Here is a 19,055-nt window from a genome sequence, read left to right on the forward strand (position 1 = left end):
GGCGTCCAGGAACCGGCCCATGGCGGGGCTGGTGTCGGGGGGGCGGAAGATCGCCCAGGAAGAGGGCGGGGTCTTCGTCCTCTACCTGTCGGTATTTTTCCTGCTGCTGGCGTTCTTCATCCTGCTGACCTCGCTGTCCACCTTCGAGAACCGCAAGTTCGACGCCGTCGTGCAGGCCGTGCAGGACGCGTTCGGCGTCACCCTGACCCAGGGGCCGGCGGCGCAGGCCGCCCTGGCCCGCGCGGATGAGCGTCTGGGCGCCGTGGGCCGCCGCCTGGTGGCCGTGATGCCCGACGCTGTCATCGACCAGGGCGGCAAGGGCGGCACCCTGGCCGCGACCATGCCCACATCCAGCCTGTTCGCCACGTCGGCGGCGGAGGGGGGCGGCACCATCGTCACCGTCCTGCCCGGCCGCGAGGGCGTCTGGCACCAGATGGCGGAGGCCGTGCGCCCGGACGAGGAGACCGGGCTGGAGATCGATCTGGAGTTCCTGGTGGGCGACGGCGGCAACCCCGGCGCCAGCCTGCCCGTGTTCCAGGCCGGCGCCATGGCCCGCACCCTGGCCGCCGCCGGCGTGGCCCCGCGCGCCATGACCGTGGGGGTGGAGAAGGGCAGGGCGGACACGGTGCGCTTCCTGTTCCGCGCCCGGCTGCCGCATGCCGGCCTGCCGGCGGTTCCGGTGACGCCTGCGGCGCCCCCCGGGGCGGAGGTGCGGCCGTGAGCGAACCCGACGCCCTGCCGCCGCCCATCCCGGGCTTCCTGCCGTCGCTGGCGCCCAAGGTCCAGGCGCCCAAACGCATCTGGCTGATCTCCTTCACCGATTTCGTCTGCCTGATGCTGTCCTTCTTCGTCATGCTATACGGCATGACGGCCCCCGACGCGCGGCGGGACCAGGTGTTGCAGGCCATCTTCGGTGGTTCCCCCACCGAGCAGCACGGCAACGGCAACCTGGACCGGGGCAAGGCCACCGACCTGGGCTATCTGGGCCGGGTGATGGAACGCCAGCTCTCCAGCGACCCGGCCTTGGCGGCCGTCCGCGTCATCCACCAGGGCGACCGCCTGGTGGCCGCCCTGCCGGAGGAGGTGCTGTTCGCCCCCGGGGCCACCACCCTGTCCTCCGCCGGGTCCGCCATCCTGTTCGCGCTGGGCGGGGTGGTCAGCAACGTCGCCAACGCGGTGGAGGTGGTGGGCCATACCGATCCTGGCCCCATCGCCTCCGGCGCCGTCGCCCCCAGCGCCGTCGCCAACGCCGCCTATCCCTCCATGTGGGAACTGTCGCTGGCGCGCGGCCGCACCATCGCCCTGGCTTTGGCGCGCGCGGGCTATGCCGAGCCCATCACCGTGCGCGGCCAGGCCGACGGCGCCGGTCCGGCCGCCCCGGGCGCCGCGACCGACGCCGACCGGGCCACGGCCGACCGCCGCATCGACATCGTCATCCGTGAATACGCCGCCCGGGACGGCAAGCCCCCGTCATGACTGCTTACGCCCCGCTTTTCCGCTCACTGCTGATGAGCGCTGCCCTGGCGCTGGCGGCGACGCCCGCCCTGGCCGCCCGCCAGGAGACGAAGGAGACGCCGCCCGCCGCCAGCGCATCACAGGCGCCCCCCCAACCCGCGACTGCACAGCCGGCGGAGGTGCCCGCCGCCCTGCCCACCGTGGCGGTGCGCGCCGGTGAGCATCCCGGCCGCAGCCGCCTGGTGTTCGACTGGGCGGGACCGGTCAAGTCGACGCTGGAGCGCGACGGCGCCAAGCTGCTGATCCATTTCGACAAGCTGGCCAAGGCCGACCTTGGCGCCGCCCGCAAGGCCCGCTCCCCCCGCATTTCGGGGGTGGAGGCGGTGGCGGGTGGCCCCGGCCTGACCATTGCCCTGACCATTCCCGCCAACGCGACGGTGGAACAGTCCCGTTCCGGCGACAAGGTCGTCATCGACGTGGGCGACGGTAAGCCCGGCGCGCCGCCGGCCCCGGCCAGCACCACCACCTTGACGCCGGCGGGGGCGCCCCCGGCGTCCGCATCCGAGAAGACAACGCCGGCACCTGCCGCCAAGGCGCCTCCGCCGGCGTCCGCTGCCGCGCCCACCCAGGCCAACGCCCAGCCATCCGCGGCCCCCCCGGCGGCCCCTGCGACCGCCTCCGCGGCTAATGGCGCCCCGCCCTCGGTGACGGCGCCGCCGGCCGACCCGCGCGCGGTCAAGGAAGGCCAGCCGCTGTACCTGATCCAGCAACAGCAGCAGGCCACCAAGGACGCCGCCGCGAAAGAATCCGCCACCAAGGCGGCGGCGCAGGCGGGGGCCCCCGCCAAAGCTTCCGAGGCGAAGCCGCCTGAAACAAAGGCTGTCGAGGCCAAGGCGCCTGAAGCCAAGCCCGTTCCGGCCAATGGGCATGCCGCGCCCGCGCCGACGGCCCATCCGCCTGGATCGCCGGCGACCGAGGTGGCACCGGCGACTCCCGAGGCGGCGGCCCAGCCCGGGGCGGACGCCCCGCCGGCGCCACCGCCCACCCTGGTGTTCGATCCCGGCCAGCCCTCGGCGGTGGCGGTGTTCGCGCGGGCCGGCTGGCTGTACGTGCTGTTCGACCGCGCGGTGCCGCCCACCACCGCGCCCACGCAACCGGCCAACCAGCCCGCCGTGCTGGGGCAGGTGGAGCCGGTGGCCTTCACCGGCGGCACCGGCTTCCGCCTGCCGGCGCCCGCCGTGTTGGAGCCCAAGGTGACGAGCGAGGGCGCCACCGGCTATCGCATCACCTTCGACCACGCCCCAGCCACCCCGGCGGAGGGCGCGCCGGCGGGCGTGCCGGTGGCGACCGACCCCGATTTCGCCCTGGGCCCACGCCTGGTGGTGAAGACGCCCAAGCCGGTGAAGGTTTTCACCTTTTCCGACCCGGTGGTGGGCGACACGCTGAAGGTCGTTCCCATGAGCCCGGCACCGCAGCTGATGCCGGCGCCGCTGCGCTATGCCGAGGCGCAGTTCCTGCCCACGGCCCAGGGCGTGGTCATCCGCCCCATCGATGAGCGCTTGCTGGTGCAGCCGGCCAAGGAGGGCGTTGAGCTGACCGTGCCGGGCGGCCTGCGCCTCTCCCCCTCCACCGATGTCGCCACCGCCGCCCCGCCGCCGCCGGTGGTGGAGCCGGACCGCTTCTTCGACTTCCAGCGCTGGGCCAAGGTGGACCCCAACGGCTTCGTGGCCGGCCGCGAGCACGTGATGAATGAGATCGTCAAGGCCCCGCCGGACGATAGGCCCAAGCTGCGCCTGGATCTGGCTCGCTTCTACGCCGGCAACGGCTTCGGTCAGGAAGCGCTGGGCCTGCTGGAGATGGCGCGCAAGGACCAGCCGGATTTGGAGAAGCGGGCGGAGTTCGCCGCCGTGCGTGGCACCGCCCGCATCCTGACGGGCGATGCCAAGGGCGGCCTGGATGACCTGACGGCCCCGGCCCTGCAGAATGAGCCTGACGTGGCCCTGTGGCGCGCCTACGCCGCCCATACCACCGGTGATGACGACACCGCCTATCGCCTGTTCCAGAGCCGCCGGGAACTGCTGCGGACATATCCTGAGCCGTTCAACACGCGCTTCAGCCTGGCCGCCACGGAGGCGGCGCTGGCCAAGGGCGACGTGGATACGGCCAACACCCTGCTGGACCGGCTGGTGAAGCGCGGCGCCAACAAGGGCCCCGCCGAGACCGCCATCAACTATCTGCGCGGCGAGGCGGCACGCCTGGCGGGCGACCATGAGAAGGCCATCGACTCCTACCGCGCCGCGACGGAGGGGACGGACCGCCTGTACCGCACCAAGGCCCGCATGGCCCTGGTGGACGAGGAACTGGCCGCCGGCAAGCTGACCCCCGCCAAGGCGGCGGAGCAGATGGAGAAGATGCGCTTCGCCTGGACGGGCGACGACCTGGAACTGCACATCCTGCGCCGCCTGGCCGACCTGCACATCAAGGCCGGCAACTTCCCCCAGGCCTTCGACACCATGAAGCGCGCCATCACCCTGTTCCCCAACAGCCCCGAGGCGCCGCTGATCACCAAGCAGATGACGGACACCTTCACCGGCCTGTTCGTGCGCAACGGCGCCGACAAGATGCCGCCGCTAGAGGCCCTGTCGCTGTATGAGCAGTACAAGGAACTGACGCCCCCGGGCCCGGACGGGGACACGGTCATCCGCGTGCTGGCGGAACGGCTGGTCGACGTGGACCTGCTGGACCGCGCGGCGGAGCTGCTGGACCGCCAGGTGCAGTATCGCCTGCAAGGGGAGCAGAAGGCCCAGGTCGGCACGCGCGAGGCCGCCATCCGCCTGCTGAACAACCAGCCGGACAAGGCCCTGGCCGCGCTGGATCAGTCGGAGGTGGCGGGCATTCCCGATACCATGGCGGCGGAGCGCCGGCTGCTGCGCGCCCGCGCCCTGTCACGCACCGACAAGGGGCCGGAGGCGGTGGCCCTGTTGAAGCAGGACAACTCCCGCCCCGCCAACCTGATGCGCATCGACATCGCCTGGCATGCCAAGCAGTGGCCGCTGGCGGCCCAGGCCCTGGCCGATGTCATCGGCCCGCCGCCAGCCGCAGGCCAGCCGATCGACCCCACTATTTCGCGCCTGGTGGTGAACCGGGCCGTGGCCCTGTCGCTGGCCCAGGATCTGCCAGGCCTGCAAAAGCTGCGCACCGACTTCGGCCCGTCCATGGACAAGGGGCCTGACGCCAACATGTTCCAGGTGATGACCCGCCCGACCGAGGCCAACGGCCTGCTGGACGCCGCCACCATCCAGAACCAGGTCAAGGAAATCGACCTGTTCAAGAGCTTCCTGGACAGCTACCGCACCCGCCAGACCCAGGGGGCCGTCGTGCCGGGCGAAACACCGGCCGCCGCCGCGCCCGCCGGCGAAGGCGCGCCCAGCGCCGCAACACCGCCGGCCACCCCATCCGCGCCGCCGGCTGGAGCCGTGCCGCCGACGGCATCGACCGCGCCCTCCACCCCCGCCGCGGCCCCGCCCGCACCGACTAGCCAGCGGCGCTGAGCGGACGCCTTCGGATTACCTGCAACTGACGCTTTCCACCAGATTGCCACCCTTATCCAAGGTAACGCGGCAGCTTTTAATGGCAGCTGGCAATTTGGTTACGACGATGACGTCGGTGGCGAGGTAGGCGCACGACATCCAAATGTTCTTGTCTGGCGTTGTTTCGAATTTCCAGCTGGCGCTTGTTTTGGTTGTGGCATCGGGGGCAAGAGTCGCTTGCTCGGTTGGTGGTCCTTCGGAGAACCGTACGGCGGCTAAAGGGCGTGCCAGAGGCTGGGTGCTTAAGGCCACCGGCGGGTTGCCATCCGCATAGGCGGCGAAGCCTGCCGGTACAGACGCTGGCGTCTCCGTCACCGCGAATGTCTTAGGACATTGAGGCGCGACTTCGGCTGCCGATGCGATTCCGACCGGAAGCATAAGGGGCCCGAGAATAATGAGGGTTTTCATTTTTCTCATTCGATCACCGAAAAGGCGTCGCCATTGTTGCTCGGGTTCTTATAGGTGCCGTCTTCATTCTTTCCTTTGAAGGAAAGGTGGCGTTTGAAGATGCCGTGACTGGTGGAGTATTGGTCCACGACCCAGATGCCTGTGGAATCCTGACTGATGTAAAAGGCGGCATGGTTGCCGTGGCTGTGGCTGGGGTATTTCCCATTCACGAATGTGGCGATGGCAGTTCCCATTTTCAGGGACGTATTTCCCCGCACAGCCGATCCTTCCTTCCAAAAGACGGACGCTGGCTTTGGTACCGACGTGTAGGCCTCAATCAAAGCCACACACTGCCCCGTCCCGACGTTTGGCTTCGGTGGCTGCGTCAAGAGTGACAGCACGTCATCGTAAACGTATGGCATGAAACATGTTCCTAAACCAGAGCATGCAATCTCGCCTTGAATTAGCACTGTCTTCGACCAGGGCCATTTCACTTAAGTACGGTTTCGGGCGCCTGGGCTTAAACCTTTGGCGTGGTCTGGTAAGGGAACGAGGCGGGCATCCGGCATGGAATATTTCCGATGCCGAACGCCTTGGCTCGTGCCGTCTCTTACTGGCAGTTCAGGCCGGCGGCCATGTTGCCGTCGGGCGATAGGGTCACGGTGCAGGTCTTGACCGTGGCGGGCATCTTGCTGGCGATCATGATGGCGGTGGCGTCATAGGCGCAGGCCATCCACAGGTTTTGCGCCTGGGCCGGCGTGAACTGCCAGGTCAGCGCCGTGCGCGACTGGGCGGCCGGGGGCAGGGGCGGCTGGCCGCCGGGTTCGCCGTTCCAGAACAGGATGGCGGCCAGCGGCAGGGGCAGGGCGCTGCCATCCGGCGCCTTGGGCGGGTTGCCGTCCTGATACGCCTTGAAGCCGGCCGGCACGTCCTTGACCGTCTCGGTGACCGGCAGGGTCTTGGGGCATTGCGGGCCGGCCTGGGCGGCGGCCTGGCCGGCCCCCAACCCGGCGGTGGCGGTGACGGCGAACAGGGACAGCAGACCGCGGGTCAGAACCTTCTTCATTTTCCTCACTCAGGTCGTGTGAACTTGGGGTCGTGTGGCAAGGCGTTGGTGCCCGTGCCTTATACGGATCTAGGCGGGATCAGCCTGCCGAACAGCGGTGGCCCGCCTGCGACTTTGTTGCGTCGGCATCAAGGAAAGGCGCTACCCGAAGCTTTTGACCAGGCTGCCGACGATCAGGTACCAGCCGTCCACCAGCACGAAGAAGATGATCTTGAATGGCAGGGAGATCATGGCCGGGGGCAGCATCATCATGCCCATGGATTGCAGCACCGACGACACCACCATGTCGATCACCAGGAAGGGCACGAACACCAGGAAGCCGATCTCGAACGAGCGCTTCAGCTCCGACAGCATGAAGGCCGGGATGACCACCTGGATGGGCAGGTCCTTGGCGGTCGTCACCTTGTCGATCTTGGCGATGTCGGTGAACAGCTGCAGGTCGCGTTCCCGCGTGTGTTTCAGCATGAAGTCCTGGAAGGGCACGATGGCGTTTTTCAGGCCCGTCAGCTCATCCACCTGTTCATCGATCATGGGCTTGATGCCCGCGTCGTAGGCCGCCTGGAAGGTGGGCGCCATGATGAAGAAGGTGAGGAACAGGGCCAGGCTCAGCATCACCTGGTTGGGCGGTACCTGCTGCGTGCCCAGGGCGGAGCGCAGGAAGCCCAGCACGATGATGATGCGCACGAAGCTGGTCATCATCACCAGGATGCTGGGCGCCACCGACAACACGCTGATCAGCACCACCAGCTGGATGATGCGGCTGGTGGAACTGCCCCCTTGCGAGCCCAGGTCCAGGTTCAGGCTTTGCGCATAGGCGGTGCCGGCCAGCAGCGAGGCCGCCACGGTCAGCAGAATGGCCAGGACGGGCACGCCCCAGCGGAACAGGCGGGCGGGGCGGCTGGAGGTCGTGCTCATGATAGGGGCCCCGGGGCGGGCGCCGTCGGCGCGGCGGCCTCGTTCAGAACGGTCTGGAAGGTGGGGGCGGTCGTCGCTGGCGGCGGGATGGGCCCCTCCAGGTGCAGATCCTGGGTGCCGCCCAGCAGCAGCAGATGTTCCACCCCATCGCGCCGGATCAGCACCAGGCGGCGGCGCGGGTCCAGGGCCACGGCCTCCACCACGCCCAGGCGGCGCTGGGTCCGGCCGGGCAGGCGCGAGAGGGCGCCGCCGCCGAAGCGGCGCACCAGCCAGCCCGCGACCAGGATGAAGCCCAGCACCAGGCCCAGCATCAGGGCGGCGTAGACGTAATAGGCGGCGGAGGTGACCATGGGGTCAGCCGACATCCGGATCTTCGGCCCGGCGGTAGGCCGCCGCCGCCCGGCCCACCGTGGCCTTGCCCTGCGTCAACTCGTTGGCTTTCCTCACCACCGCCTCCAGCCGTTCCAGGGCGGCCAGCACGGCCTCCAGCCGGGACAGGAAGGATCGTGCTTCCTGCGGCGGTAGCTGGACAACTGCATTGCATAATGCAGTGGCTTCATCCTCCAGGCCGGCAAATTCCACCGCGTCGCCCGCCGCGACAAGGTCGGCGGTACGGTTCAGGATGGCCAGCAGGTCGTCCATGGCCATGGCCAAGGCATGCGCTTGGGGGGAAGGGGGTGTGGTCATCTCAGCGGCGGTGTTCCGGACGTGGTGCCGGGCCCCGGCGACGTGGGGGGCCGGTCATGGGGATTGGAGCCATATGGGCTGGGGCCGTGTGGACTAGCGGCGGCATCCAGCGGGACGCCGCTGCTGAGGCGCCCGTTGGCACGGTAGACGTGGGCCAGGATTTCCGCCACCGCCGCCAGCGCCTCGATGGGAATTTCGCTATCGATGTCGATGACCGACAGGATTTCCGCCAGGTCCGCGTCCTGCCGCACCTTGACGCCGTTGGCGAAGGCCAGTTCCAGGATCTGCTCGGCCACGGCGCCCTGGCCGGTGGCGACGATGCGGGGCAGGCCCTCGGCCATGTGCTGCAAGGCCACGGCCACTTGGCGGCGGGGCTTGTCGCTGTCGCCCATGGGATCTTGGGGCGTCGGGCCAGGGGGCGTCGGGCCGGAGGTCGGGGGGGCCAAAGGCGGATGAGTCCTTCGTTGAATTGAAAACCGGCGCCGGCCGGCCATATGGGGGCTCTGGGCGGCGCATGCAGGGACGGGGCCAGGGTATAACTCCCGGCCCTTCAACGCAAATGGCCCGGCAAATGGCCCGGACGCAAGCAAATGGCCCGGTTGCCGCCGCCGTTGGAAAATGCAGGGATGGCGGACCGGCGTCCGGGGGCGATGCAGGGGGGCGATGTAGGGGGGCGATGTAGGGGGCCGGCAAAAAATGCTGGAATCCCATTTGGTTTAGAGCGATTCTCCAGGCAATGGCTTGCAGATTGCATATGACCCATCTATGGCGGTAGAGGTGCCTGGGCCTGGCGGTTTGACGCATTGGGGGACGGTGCCCCCCTGATTGACCCTTATGGGGTAGGTGAGTACGGATCATGGACCTGAACAGGCTGGGTATCTTCAAGCTGATGTCGGACAAGATGGCCTGGGACAACCAGCGCCAGGAGGTCCTGGCGCAGAACGTCTCCAACTCCGACACGCCGAACTACCAGGCGCAGGACCTGGTGCCTTTCGATTTCAAGCATCAGCTGCGCGAAGCCGGGCACCTGGACCTGGTATCGACCGACCCGGCCCACCTGTCGGCCAGCAGCACGGGGGCGGGCGGCTTCCGCTCCGCCAAGGAACGCACGGCCTATGAGACCTCGCCCACCGGCAACGCCGTGGTGCTGGAGGACCAGATGACCAAGATCGGCCAGAACGCCATCGACTTCCAGGCGCTGACCAACCTTTACCGCAAGCAGATCGGCATGCTGAAGATGGCCCTGGGCAAGGGCTCCGGCTGAGCGGTTCTGGTTAACGTCTTCTTGATGGTTGGGTTTGTATCTTCTTAAAGGGTTGCGGACGAGGGTTTCGATGGATTTGATGAACGCGCTGAACTTGTCCACCGCCGGCATGAAGGCGCAGGGCACCCGCCTGCGCGTCATCGCGGAGAACCTGGCCAACACCGACAGCACGGCCGCCAGCCCGGGCGATCTGCCCTATCGCCGCAAGGTGGTGCTGTTCGCCAACAGCCTGGACAAGGCGCTGGGCATCAACACCGTCAACGTGAAGAAGGTCGACGTCGACCGCAGCGACTTCCAGCGCAAGTTCGACCCCGGCCATCCCAGCGCCGACAGTGAGGGCTATGTGCTGATGCCCAACGTCAACGGCCTGGTGGAATCGATGGACATGCGCGAGGCCCAGCGGTCGTATGAGGCCAACCTGGGCGTCATCGACGCCACGCGGACCATGCTGACCAAGACCATAGACCTGCTGCGCAACTGATCCGCGAACCGGAGCTGAGTTACCAAGATGGCCATTCCCATTCCGAACGCGATCGCGGCGTACGCCAACACCGCCCGCCAGGGCTCCGGTCCCGGCATGGCGGCCCCCGTCAGCGGCCCCAGCTTTGGCGAGTTGATGAAGCAGGCGGCGGTGGACGCCATCGACACCATGCACCAGGGCGAGCGCATGACCGCCGCCGGCGTGGTGGGCAAGGCCGACCTGACCGACGTGGTGAACGCCGTCAGCAACGCCGAGGTGACGCTGCAGGCCGTGACCGCCGTGCGCGACAAGGTCATCTCCGCCTACCAGGAAATCATGCGCATGCCGATGTGATGCCGGTACCGGAGGGGCATCCTCCGGGCTGGCCCTGTTTCACATTTGTGGGGCGGATGGTTCTGGGGCAAGCTGCCCCCCGACGGGGCCTCCGCCGCCCCTTTCGCGTCTGTGGACTCGCGCATGAACGAACAGGAAATCATCGAGATCGTGCGCCAGTCGCTGCTGACGGTCATCATCGTCAGCGGGCCCATCATGGCCGTGTCCATGGTGGTGGGCTTGGCCGTCTCGCTGTTCCAGGCGCTGACCCAGATCCAGGAACAGACGCTGACCTTCGTGCCCAAGATCATCGCCATGTTCGTGGCCCTGGTGTTCCTGGCGCCCTTCATGATGCACCACATGGTGACCTTCACCGAAAGCATCATGGATAAGATCGTCGGGGTCGGAACGGGCAACGAGTGATGTTGCAGACCTTCCTCGTCAGCCAGTTCTACACCTACCTCATGGTGTTCGTGCGGCTGGGCGCGGCCTTCCTGATCATGCCCACCGTGGGCGAAACCTTCGTCTCCACCCGCATCCGCCTCTTGTTCGGCGTCATGGTCGCGCTGGCGGTGACGCCGGCTGTGGGCGCCACCCTGCCGCCGGAGCCGGCGCAGCCCGCCGACATGGCTGTGCTGATCATCGGCGAGGCGCTGATCGGCATCTTCATCGGCACCATCGCCCGCACCATGATGGGCGCCCTGGAAACGGCGGGCAGCCTGATCGCCAACCATGTGGGCCTCAGCTCCGCCCAGGCCTTCAACCCCGCCATGTCGCAGCAGACGACGGTGGTGAACTCCATTCTGGGCATCCTGGGCATCCTGCTGCTGTTCGCCACCGACATGCACCACATGCTGATCCTGGCGGCGGTGCGCAGCTATGGCCTGTTCCCGCCCGGCGGGGCCATGCCGCTGGGCGACTTCACCGAGCATCTGACGCGCATCTTCTCGGAAAGCTTCATGATCGGCCTGCAGATGTCGGCGCCCTTCGTCGTCATCGGCCTGCTGTTCTTCCTGGGCATGGGCCTGGTGGCGCGGCTGGTGCCGTCCATCCAGGTGTTCTTCGTGACCCAGCCGCTGCAGATCGCCCTGGGCCTGGTGCTACTGGGAGGCAGCCTGTCGGGGCTGATGGTCTATTGGCTGCGCGCCTTCCAGGGGCAGATGATGCCCTTCCTGTCGTCGTAAGGGGAAGGGAGCCATGTCGGAAGACCAGGATCCAGATTCCAAAACGGAAGATCCCACGGGCAAACGGTTGTCCGAGGCCCGGGACAAGGGCAACATCCCCAAGTCGCAGGAGGTGCCACACCTCTTCATGCTGGGCGCCATCCTGGTGATGGTGGTGGCCGTGCTGCCCTGGACGTTCGGGCGCATCCACACCGTGCTGGTCCCCTTCATAGAACGGCCGGAGACCATGCCGGTGGACAGGGGGGGCCTGGGCCACCTGCTGACCGAGTTGCTGGGCCAGGTGGCCGTCGCCATGTCGGTGCCCTTCGCCCTGCTGGTGGTCGCGGCCTTCCTCGGCTCCGTCCTGCAGGTGGGTTTCGTCTTCAGCGCCGAACGGGTGTTGAGCTTCGACCTCAACCGTTTCAACCCCGTCACCAACCTGCTGAACAAGTTCAAGGTCAGCAACCTGCTCGAATTCGCCAAGTCCGTCATCAAGCTGACGGTGGTGTCGGTCATCGTGCTGCCGGGCCTCATCCCCCTGGGCCATGCGGTGGACCATTTCATCGGCCTGCCGCTGATGGGCCTGGTGGCGGAGACCAAGAGCCAGGCGGTGGGCCTGATCTTCCGTGTGCTGATCGCCCTGGGCCTGCTGGCCGGCGCCGACTGGTGGTATCAGCGCTGGAAGTTCATGCGCGACATGCGCATGACCAAGCAGGAAGTGAAGGACGAGCATAAGCAGACGGAAGGCGACCCGCTGATCAAGGGCAAGATCCGCGCCCTGCGCATCCAACGCGCCCGCAGCCGCATGATGGAAAACGTGCCCAAGGCCGACGTGGTGGTGACCAACCCCACCCACTACGCCATCGCGCTGAAGTACGACCCGCTGACCATGACCGCGCCCATGGTGGTGGCCAAGGGCGTGGACTTCATCGCCGCCCGCATCCGTGAGATGGCGGAGGAGCACGGCATCCCCCTGGTGCCCAACCCGCCGCTGGCCCGCGCCCTGTACGCCACCGCCGAGGTGGACGACGAAATCCCGGCGGAGCATTACAAGGCCGTGGCCCAGGTCATTTCCTATGTCTTCAAGTTGAAGAAGAAGACATTTCCCAAGCGCTGACCTAAAGCGCTCTGTCGGAAGGGTCCCGGCGCCCCCGTTTTATTTCGTTCTTGGCATCTCGTCCCGCGCGGCCGGTGCTGGTAGGATCGGGGCCCCCGATCCCGAGGTGCCTGCCGGTGGCCGCTTCCCCCTCCCGCCCGTCCTCCGCCCCGTCCGCGACGCCGCCGGAAAGCCTGGCCGGCGGGGCGGGCGTGGCGCTGGTGGTTGGAGCACCGTTGGCAGTGGCCGCATTATTCCTGGCCGCAGCCGTGTCGTGGGGCGTAATGGACCATCCGCTCTCTTCAGTGGTCGCACTGGCCGCCGCGGCGGTCTTCGTGCCAATGGCGCTGATGGGCGGGCGTTGGTATCGCCAGCTGGCCGTGCTGCGCGCGGTGGTGGAGGCGGTGCCCGACGCCCTGGCCGTGGCGGGGGCGGATGGGCGCCTGCTGGCGGCCAACGGCGCGTTCACGGCCCTGGCCAATGCCGCCGACGCGACGCGGGTGGTCGATATCCTGGCCCACCACTGCCGGGAGGGGGCCGACACCCAGCGCCTGCGCGACCTGGAGGAGGCCGTGCGCCGGGGCGAGGGGGGCGAGGCCTTCGTCGTGGTCGTCGATGACGCGTCCGGCCAAGCGGGCGGCGTGGCACGGCCGGCGCCGCGCCTGGTGGTGGCGCGGCCCCTGGCCGCCGCGGGCCAGGCCGGCTTGTCGGAGTGGCGGGTGCGCAGCGGCGGCGCCATCCCGGTGGCGGGCAGCCATCCCTGGCGCGAGCTGTGGGACCTGGCGCCCCTGGGCGTCATGCTGGTCGATGGCGCCGGCACCCTGTTGCGTGTGAACCTGACGCTGGCCGACTGGCTGGGCCATACCCGCGACCTGCTGGAGGATGGCAGCCGCCACCTGCGCGACCTGCTGGCCACGCCGCCATTGGGGGAGCTGTTTCCCGGGCGCCTGGCCGGCATGGCGGAGGTGGAACTGGCGGCAGCCCGCGCGGCCCCCTTGCGCGCCAGCGTGCTGCACGTGGCGTCGTCGTCCGGCGGCAGCCTGATCTTCCTGGGCGACCTCACCCGCGAGACGGCGCGGGAGGAGGAGCTGCGCCGGGCGGAGCAGCGCTTCCAGCGCTTCTTCCAGTTCGCGCCCACCGGCTTCGCCTTCGTGGACGGGGAATTCCGCCTGGCGGAGTGCAACCCCACCTTCCTCACCATGGCCGACCTGCGGCTGGGCGATGTGCAGGGCGAGCCCATCGCCAGCCTGTTCCAGCCGGAACACCGCGCCAACCTGCTGGCCCGCCTGGGTGAGGTGCTGGAGGGCCGGCCGCCGACGGGCGCCGGCGGGGGCATGGGCACGCCGGTGGAGGCGCGGCTGCGCGGGGCCTCCGGTGCCGTGGTGCACGTCTATTCCCGGCGTTTCGACGGCGAGGGTGACGGCGATCGTGGCCTGATCCTGCACCTGGTGGACATGACCGCCCAGAAGAACCTGGAGGCGCAGTTCGTCCAGTCGCAGAAGATGCAGGCCATCGGACAGCTTGCCGGCGGCGTGGCGCACGACTTCAACAACCTGCTGACGGCCATGATCGGCTTCTGCGACCTGCTGCTGCTGCGGCACAAGCCGGGCGACCAGTCGTTCAGCGACATCATGCAGATCAAGCAGAACGCCAACCGCGCCGCCAACCTGGTGCGCCAGTTGCTGGCCTTCTCCCGCCAGCAGACGCTGCAGCCCCGGGTGCTGAGCATCACCGACGTGCTGGCCGAACTGTCCAACCTGCTGCGGCGCCTGATCGGCGAGAACATCGAGCTGCGCATGCTGCACGGCCGCGACACCGGCCTGGTGCGGGTGGACCAGGGGCAGCTGGAACAGGTCATCATCAACCTGGTGGTGAACGCCCGCGACGCCATGCCCAAGGGCGGGCGGCTGACCATCGTCACCGGCAACCTGCACACCACCGAGCCCATCCGCCATGAGACGGAGGAGATGCCGCCCGGCGACTGGGTGGTGGTGGAGGTGATCGACACCGGCATCGGCATCCCGCCGGAAAACCTGCAGCGCATCTTCGAGCCCTTCTTCTCCACCAAGGAGGTGGGGTCGGGCACGGGGCTGGGCCTGTCCACCGTCTATGGCATCGTGCGCCAGACCGGCGGCTTCGTGTTCGTGGAGAGCAAGCCGGGGGAGGGGGCCAAATTCTCCATCCACCTGCCGCGCCTGGACGAGAAGGCGCTGGCCCAGGCGGCCCCGGCGGAGGAGTCCAAGGACAAGGCCGCCGCCGACCTTACCGGCATGGGCACCGTGCTGCTGGTGGAGGATGAGGACGCCGTGCGCGTCTTCGGCGCCCGCGCCCTGCGCAACAAGGGCTACACCGTGCTGGAGGCCCGCAGCGGCGAGGAGGCGCTGGACCTGCTGCAGGGGGAACGGGGCGGCGACGTGGACCTCATCGTCACCGATGTGGTCATGCCCCAGATGGACGGCCCCACCATGATCGAGCAGGTGCGCCGATTCCGCCCCGACGTGAAGGTCATCTTCATCTCCGGCTATGCCGAGGATCGTTTCCGGCATTCGCTGAAGGACGGCGCCGTGGTCGACTTCCTGCCCAAGCCCTTCAGCCTGAAGCAGTTGGCGGCCAAGGTGAAGGAAGTGATGGAAGGCGCCCCGCGCCCGGGCGGCTGAAGGCCTTGGCTGGCCGCGCGCGAATCCGGAGCGCGCCACTAGGCCCCGACCGGGGCCGCCGCAGCGAGCACCGAAGGGCGGAGCGAGGAAGCCAAGCGGCCGGATGGCCGCGCCCGGCGCTTGAGGGCATTCAAAGACAAACCGAATCCGGAACGCGGTGATTAGGCCCCGACCGGGGCCGCCGCAGCTTTCCGGGGAACGAAGTGGACTGGAAACCGAGGAAGCCATGCCGGCGGACGCCGGTGCCCGGCGTCTGAGGGCATCATAACAAGAACAAAAAAGAACAAAAGATCAACAAACCCTCTTTCCAGACCAGAACAGACCATGTACGTTCTCCCTCACCACAGCCGTTGAACGCCCGTTGGCCGTATGCGACAAGAGGGGGACAGCAAGATGTCGGCACCACTTCGTCTGGTAGAAACACCCATGGATAAGCAAAAGGCCCTCGACGCCGCTCTCGGCCAGATCGAACGCGCGTTCGGCAAGGGCTCCATCATGAAGCTCGGCGCCAAGGAGGCGTCGATGGAGGTGGATGCCATCTCCACCGGCTCCCTGGGCCTGGATATCGCGCTGGGCATCGGCGGCCTGCCGCGCGGCCGCATCATCGAGATCTACGGGCCGGAAAGCTCGGGCAAGACCACGCTGGCGCTGCATGCCATCGCGGAGGCGCAGAAGAGCGGCGGCACCTGCGCCTTCGTCGACGCGGAGCATGCCCTGGACCCGTCTTATGCCCGTAAGCTGGGCGTGAACGTGGACGACCTGCTGGTCTCCCAGCCCGACGCCGGTGAACAGGCGCTGGAGATCACGGACACGCTGGTGCGCTCCGGCGCCATCGACGTGCTGGTGGTGGACTCGGTGGCGGCCCTGGTGCCGCGGGCCGAACTGGAAGGCGAGATGGGCGACAGCCACGTCGGCCTGCAAGCCCGCCTGATGAGCCAGGCGCTGCGCAAGCTGACCTCGTCCATCTCCAAGTCCAACTGCCTGGTCATCTTCATCAACCAGATCCGCCTGAAGATCGGCGTGATGTTCGGCAATCCGGAGACGACGACCGGCGGTAACGCGCTGAAGTTCTACGCCTCCGTGCGCCTGGACATCCGCCGCATCGGCGCCATCAAGGACCGCGACAACGTCGTCGGCAACCAGACCCGTGTAAAGGTGGTGAAGAACAAGCTGGCCCCGCCGTTCCGCGTGGTCGAGTTCGACATCATGTACGGCGAGGGCGTGTCCAAGGTGGGTGAGCTGATCGACCTGGGCATCCAGGCCGGTGTGGTCGAGAAGTCGGGCGCCTGGTTTTCCTACGACGGGCAGCGCGTCGGCCAGGGCCGCGAGAACGCCAAGCAGTTCCTGCGCACCAACCCGGCCATCGCCAAGGCCATCGAGGAAAAGGTCCGCGCCAACGCCGGCTTGGTGGCCGGCGCCATGATGGTGGGTTCCCCCGAGGCCGACGGCGACGCCGACAGCCCCGAGTGATGCCTTCGTCGTGGCCAAACAAAGGGCGAATGCCCTGACCGCGCCTGAGGAATGTGAATGAAAAAGGCGGGCCGGTGACGGTCCGCCTTTTTCACGCCTGTTCTCATTCTTTAGGTCTGGGTGAGGTAGGGGCCGTCGATTTGCCGGGATCGCGGCCTTATCCTGACCCCACCCAGAGGACGGGGCCAGAGGACGGGGCCAGAGGGCGGGCCGGAGGAAAGGGAGGGCGGCGATGGCGGGGCGTCTCGGAAGCGTCGGACTCATTGTTCTGCTGGCCACATTGGCGTTGGTCCCCATCGGCCGGGCGGCGGCGCCCACGGCTATCGCCATCCCCGACTTCGGCTTTGTCGACACCTCGGGTGAGGCGGGGGATCAGCAGGCGGCGCACACGGCCCGGCTGGCGGAACTGACCCAGGGCCTGAAGGCCGAGCTGGGGAGCGGCGGCCGCTATCGGGTGCTGTCCCTGGCCTGCGGCGGGGCGGGCGGCGGGATGGATTGCCGTGCCGCCGATCCCGCCGCCTTGGCGGAGGCCGCCCGCCGGGCCGGCGCCCGGGTGCTGGTGCTGGGGGATGTGCACAAGACCAGCACCCTGCTGCTCAGCACCAAGGTCCAGGTTCTGGACGTCCAGACCAACAGGCTGCTGCTGGACCGCTTCCTGTCCTTTCGTGGTGACAATGACGAGGCCTGGCGGCGCATGACGCACTTCATCGCCCGCGAACTGGACGGCTTGGCGCTGGACGGCACCGCCCCCTGACCTCTTACGGGGATACCACCTGACTCAGCATGGTGCGCACCACCTGGCGGTGAAAGGGCATGATCAGGGTGAGGTAGGCTCGGCCCAGCCAGTTGTGGGTGCGCACCACCGTGGTGGCGGTGACCTGGCAGTTGCCCGTTTCCTGGCGCACGTCGATCACGGCGCGGAAATCCAGGTGCTTGTCCGCCATGCCCAGCACCACCCGGTCCGGCCCGCTGCTGAGGATGGGGAAGATGCCGATGTGGCCGGCGCGCGGGGACTCAGAGCCTGCCGGCGGCCGGGGCGCCTTCAGGCCGAGGGGCGCCACGATGGCGTTGCGCAGGGCCATCAGCCGGCGCACCCAGGCGGGGGAGGTGCCCATCATGCGCTGGGCCGCGGCCGGGGCATCGACGACGGTCCCGTCAGGCGCCAGCATCAGGCGAAAGGCGTCGGCGAACTGGGCGCCGGGCAGCAGGGCCCAGGTGTCGGCCGCAGGGGTGATTTCCTGGACGGTCATGGCGGTGCCTCCTCACGGTCCGCCCCCATCCTACCCCCGCCACCCCCAAAGGCGTAATGCCGCTTAATTGCAGAACTGAGATCAAAAGCGTATCATCCGCACCGATCGCATGAATGCGAAGACCACGGACCCAAAATGGGGGGCGGATGATGGTTTCGACCACAGGCGCGTACGGCTATTCCCAGGCGCAAAGCCTGGCTTCCTCGGTGACGCAGCAGACGTCGCTGTTCGGTGGCGCGTCCACCGCCAACGCTCCCAAAACCACCGCCGAAAAAGTCGCCGCCGCCTTGCAGAAGGGCGATACGGCCGGGGCCATCGGCGCCTTCGTCGATGAAAAGACCCTGAAAAAACTGACCAAGCTGCAGGCCGACGCCACCCAGCTGGACAAGCAGATCAAGCAGAAATCCGCCGACAACGACAAGAAGGCGGCCCAGGACAAGGTCGACAACGCCAAGCGCCAACTGAAGGCCCTGCGCATGCGCGCCCAGCTGGCCGCCGCCATGGGCGACAAGCAGGCCGCCGCCCGCATCGCGCGCGAGGCGGCGGACGTGGCCAAGTCCCTGGGCTCCGCCGCGCAAGAGTATGCCGGCGCCGTGAAGAACGGCGCCACGGTCGGCGGCACCGGCGGCGACTCCTCCGGCGCCTCGGGCGCCAGCGGGACGGCCACCGGTGGCGCCACCACCGACATCGCCGGCGCCGGCAGCGACGCCGCCCAGATCCAGGCCACCGCCGCCGGTACCCAGAACCCGTCCAACCCACAGGCGGGCGGCCAGGCCGCCACGGCTCAAGCCGTCAAGGGGGCCGGCGCCGACGCCACCCTGCAGACGGGCGACGCCCAGGCCGCGGCCAACGACGGCAAGACCGACAAGCCTGGCATCATCCAGGTCCCCAGCACGGAGGAGGAGACGGCGGCGCGGAAAGAGCGCATGGAGTTCATGGGCAACGTCCGCACCCTGATGGACCAGGCGCGCAGCGTCTATGCCCAGGCCAAGAACATCCTGGAGCGCAAGCGCAAGCCCGGCGATCCCCAGGACGCCGACCACAGCGCCCGGGACATCGCCGACGCCGCCAAGCAGGTGGATGCCGCCGACCAGGACCTGGCGGCCGGCACCACCCCCGCCGTGCCCACGGCACCCACGGTCATCGCCACGCCCAACAACACCCTGCTGCTGGTCTGACGGGGCCGTCGCGCTCCATCTGGAATGGAAAGCGGTGAAAAGCCGCGCGCCCGGGGCTTCATCGCCCCCATCCCATGGACAGCC

At 68.3% G+C, this 19,055-nt stretch carries 21 protein-coding genes; 13 read left to right on the forward strand and 8 right to left on the reverse strand.

All coding sequences use genetic code 11. The annotated features are described in order from the left end of the window. Window positions 1-19 precede the first annotated feature (19 nt). Genes FBZ89_RS08365 through FBZ89_RS08375 form a run of 3 tightly spaced genes read left to right on the forward strand, consistent with a single transcriptional unit; the run spans window position 20 to window position 5,006 of the window. Window positions 20-721 carry a flagellar motor protein MotB gene (locus FBZ89_RS08365; RefSeq protein ID WP_186457258.1) on the forward strand — a complete coding sequence of 234 codons (702 nt, stop codon included), beginning with the start codon at window positions 20-22 and terminating at the stop codon, window positions 719-721. After that, window positions 718-1,476, forward strand: coding sequence for an OmpA/MotB family protein (locus FBZ89_RS08370; protein WP_145749566.1), 759 nt, complete (start codon window positions 718-720; stop codon window positions 1,474-1,476). Before FBZ89_RS08365 ends, FBZ89_RS08370 begins: the two co-directional genes overlap by 4 nt. Further along, window positions 1,473-5,006, forward strand: coding sequence for a tetratricopeptide repeat protein (locus FBZ89_RS08375; protein ID WP_145749567.1), 3,534 nt, complete (start codon window positions 1,473-1,475; stop codon window positions 5,004-5,006). The genes FBZ89_RS08370 and FBZ89_RS08375 overlap by 4 nt, the downstream gene beginning before the upstream one ends. 15 nt (window positions 5,007-5,021) lie before the next feature. On the opposite strand, the gene FBZ89_RS08380 is transcribed toward FBZ89_RS08375, so the two are convergent. From FBZ89_RS08380 to FBZ89_RS08410, 7 genes are all read right to left on the reverse strand, one after another. Next, window positions 5,022-5,453, reverse strand: a complete 432-nt coding sequence (locus FBZ89_RS08380) for an STY0301 family protein (RefSeq protein WP_145749568.1) — start codon at window positions 5,451-5,453, stop codon at window positions 5,022-5,024. 5 nt (window positions 5,454-5,458) lie between these two features. Continuing rightward, window positions 5,459-5,854: a BPSL0067 family protein gene (locus FBZ89_RS08385; RefSeq protein ID WP_246172091.1), complete on the reverse strand. Its 396-nt coding sequence runs from the start codon at window positions 5,852-5,854 to the stop codon at window positions 5,459-5,461. Between the two features lie 188 nt (window positions 5,855-6,042). After that, window positions 6,043-6,498 (reverse strand): STY0301 family protein, encoded by a 456-nt coding sequence (locus FBZ89_RS08390; protein ID WP_145749569.1) that lies wholly within the window; start codon window positions 6,496-6,498, stop codon window positions 6,043-6,045. A gap of 141 nt (window positions 6,499-6,639) precedes the next feature. Then, a complete protein-coding gene (gene fliP / locus FBZ89_RS08395; RefSeq protein ID WP_145749570.1) occupies window positions 6,640-7,413 on the reverse strand; it encodes a flagellar type III secretion system pore protein FliP in 774 nt (257 codons plus the stop codon). Beyond that, window positions 7,410-7,778, reverse strand: coding sequence for a FliO/MopB family protein (locus FBZ89_RS08400; RefSeq protein WP_246172092.1), 369 nt, complete (start codon window positions 7,776-7,778; stop codon window positions 7,410-7,412). The genes fliP and FBZ89_RS08400 overlap by 4 nt, the downstream gene beginning before the upstream one ends. Next, window positions 7,768-8,100: a restriction endonuclease subunit S domain-containing protein gene (locus FBZ89_RS30775; protein WP_186457259.1), complete on the reverse strand. Its 333-nt coding sequence runs from the start codon at window positions 8,098-8,100 to the stop codon at window positions 7,768-7,770. The genes FBZ89_RS08400 and FBZ89_RS30775 overlap by 11 nt, the downstream gene beginning before the upstream one ends. Beyond that, window positions 8,097-8,492 (reverse strand): EscU/YscU/HrcU family type III secretion system export apparatus switch protein, encoded by a 396-nt coding sequence (locus FBZ89_RS08410; RefSeq protein WP_145749572.1) that lies wholly within the window; start codon window positions 8,490-8,492, stop codon window positions 8,097-8,099. Before FBZ89_RS08410 ends, FBZ89_RS30775 begins: the two co-directional genes overlap by 4 nt. Window positions 8,493-8,956: 464 nt before the next feature. Between FBZ89_RS08410 and flgB the strand changes: the two genes are divergently transcribed. From flgB to FBZ89_RS08455, 9 genes are all read left to right on the forward strand, one after another. Next, the gene (gene flgB, locus FBZ89_RS08415; protein WP_004272112.1) at window positions 8,957-9,364 is read left to right on the forward strand and encodes a flagellar basal body rod protein FlgB; all 408 of its coding nucleotides are present in this window, start codon (window positions 8,957-8,959) and stop codon (window positions 9,362-9,364) included. A 70-nt stretch (window positions 9,365-9,434) separates the two neighbouring features. After that, window positions 9,435-9,845 (forward strand): flagellar basal body rod protein FlgC, encoded by a 411-nt coding sequence (gene flgC, locus FBZ89_RS08420; protein WP_004272111.1) that lies wholly within the window; start codon window positions 9,435-9,437, stop codon window positions 9,843-9,845. A 27-nt stretch (window positions 9,846-9,872) separates the two neighbouring features. Further along, window positions 9,873-10,178 (forward strand): flagellar hook-basal body complex protein FliE, encoded by a 306-nt coding sequence (gene fliE, locus FBZ89_RS08425; RefSeq protein ID WP_145749573.1) that lies wholly within the window; start codon window positions 9,873-9,875, stop codon window positions 10,176-10,178. 123 nt (window positions 10,179-10,301) lie between these two features. Continuing rightward, window positions 10,302-10,580, forward strand: a complete 279-nt coding sequence (gene fliQ / locus FBZ89_RS08430; protein WP_145749574.1) for a flagellar biosynthesis protein FliQ — start codon at window positions 10,302-10,304, stop codon at window positions 10,578-10,580. Next, the gene (gene fliR, locus FBZ89_RS08435; protein WP_145749575.1) at window positions 10,580-11,341 is read left to right on the forward strand and encodes a flagellar biosynthetic protein FliR; all 762 of its coding nucleotides are present in this window, start codon (window positions 10,580-10,582) and stop codon (window positions 11,339-11,341) included. Before fliQ ends, fliR begins: the two co-directional genes overlap by 1 nt. 13 nt (window positions 11,342-11,354) lie before the next feature. Further along, entirely contained in the window at window positions 11,355-12,437 is a 1,083-nt protein-coding gene (gene flhB / locus FBZ89_RS08440) for a flagellar biosynthesis protein FlhB (RefSeq protein WP_145749576.1), read from the forward strand. Window positions 12,438-12,553: 116 nt separating this feature from the next. Then, window positions 12,554-15,073 (forward strand): hybrid sensor histidine kinase/response regulator, encoded by a 2,520-nt coding sequence (locus tag FBZ89_RS31175; protein WP_145749577.1) that lies wholly within the window; start codon window positions 12,554-12,556, stop codon window positions 15,071-15,073. 393 nt (window positions 15,074-15,466) lie between these two features. Then, window positions 15,467-16,543 (forward strand): recombinase RecA, encoded by a 1,077-nt coding sequence (gene recA / locus FBZ89_RS08450; RefSeq protein ID WP_088871290.1) that lies wholly within the window; start codon window positions 15,467-15,469, stop codon window positions 16,541-16,543. A 232-nt stretch (window positions 16,544-16,775) separates the two neighbouring features. Beyond that, window positions 16,776-17,297: a DUF2380 domain-containing protein gene (locus FBZ89_RS08455; RefSeq protein WP_145749578.1), complete on the forward strand. Its 522-nt coding sequence runs from the start codon at window positions 16,776-16,778 to the stop codon at window positions 17,295-17,297. Between the two features lie 4 nt (window positions 17,298-17,301). Here the strand turns inward: FBZ89_RS08455 and FBZ89_RS08460 are convergent, their stop codons facing one another. Continuing rightward, complete coding sequence (locus tag FBZ89_RS08460) at window positions 17,302-17,793, reverse strand: DUF2867 domain-containing protein (protein ID WP_145749579.1); 492 nt, start codon at window positions 17,791-17,793, stop codon at window positions 17,302-17,304. A gap of 146 nt (window positions 17,794-17,939) precedes the next feature. Here FBZ89_RS08460 and FBZ89_RS08465 point away from each other — a divergent pair, with 146 nt between their 5' ends. Further along, a complete protein-coding gene (locus tag FBZ89_RS08465) occupies window positions 17,940-18,971 on the forward strand; it encodes a hypothetical protein (RefSeq protein WP_145749580.1) in 1,032 nt (343 codons plus the stop codon). Window positions 18,972-19,055: the final 84 nt, after the last annotated feature.

Origin of the sequence: Nitrospirillum amazonense, assembly GCF_007828045.1 — a bacterium.
Classification (GTDB): Bacteria; Pseudomonadota; Alphaproteobacteria; order Azospirillales; family Azospirillaceae; genus Nitrospirillum; species Nitrospirillum amazonense_C.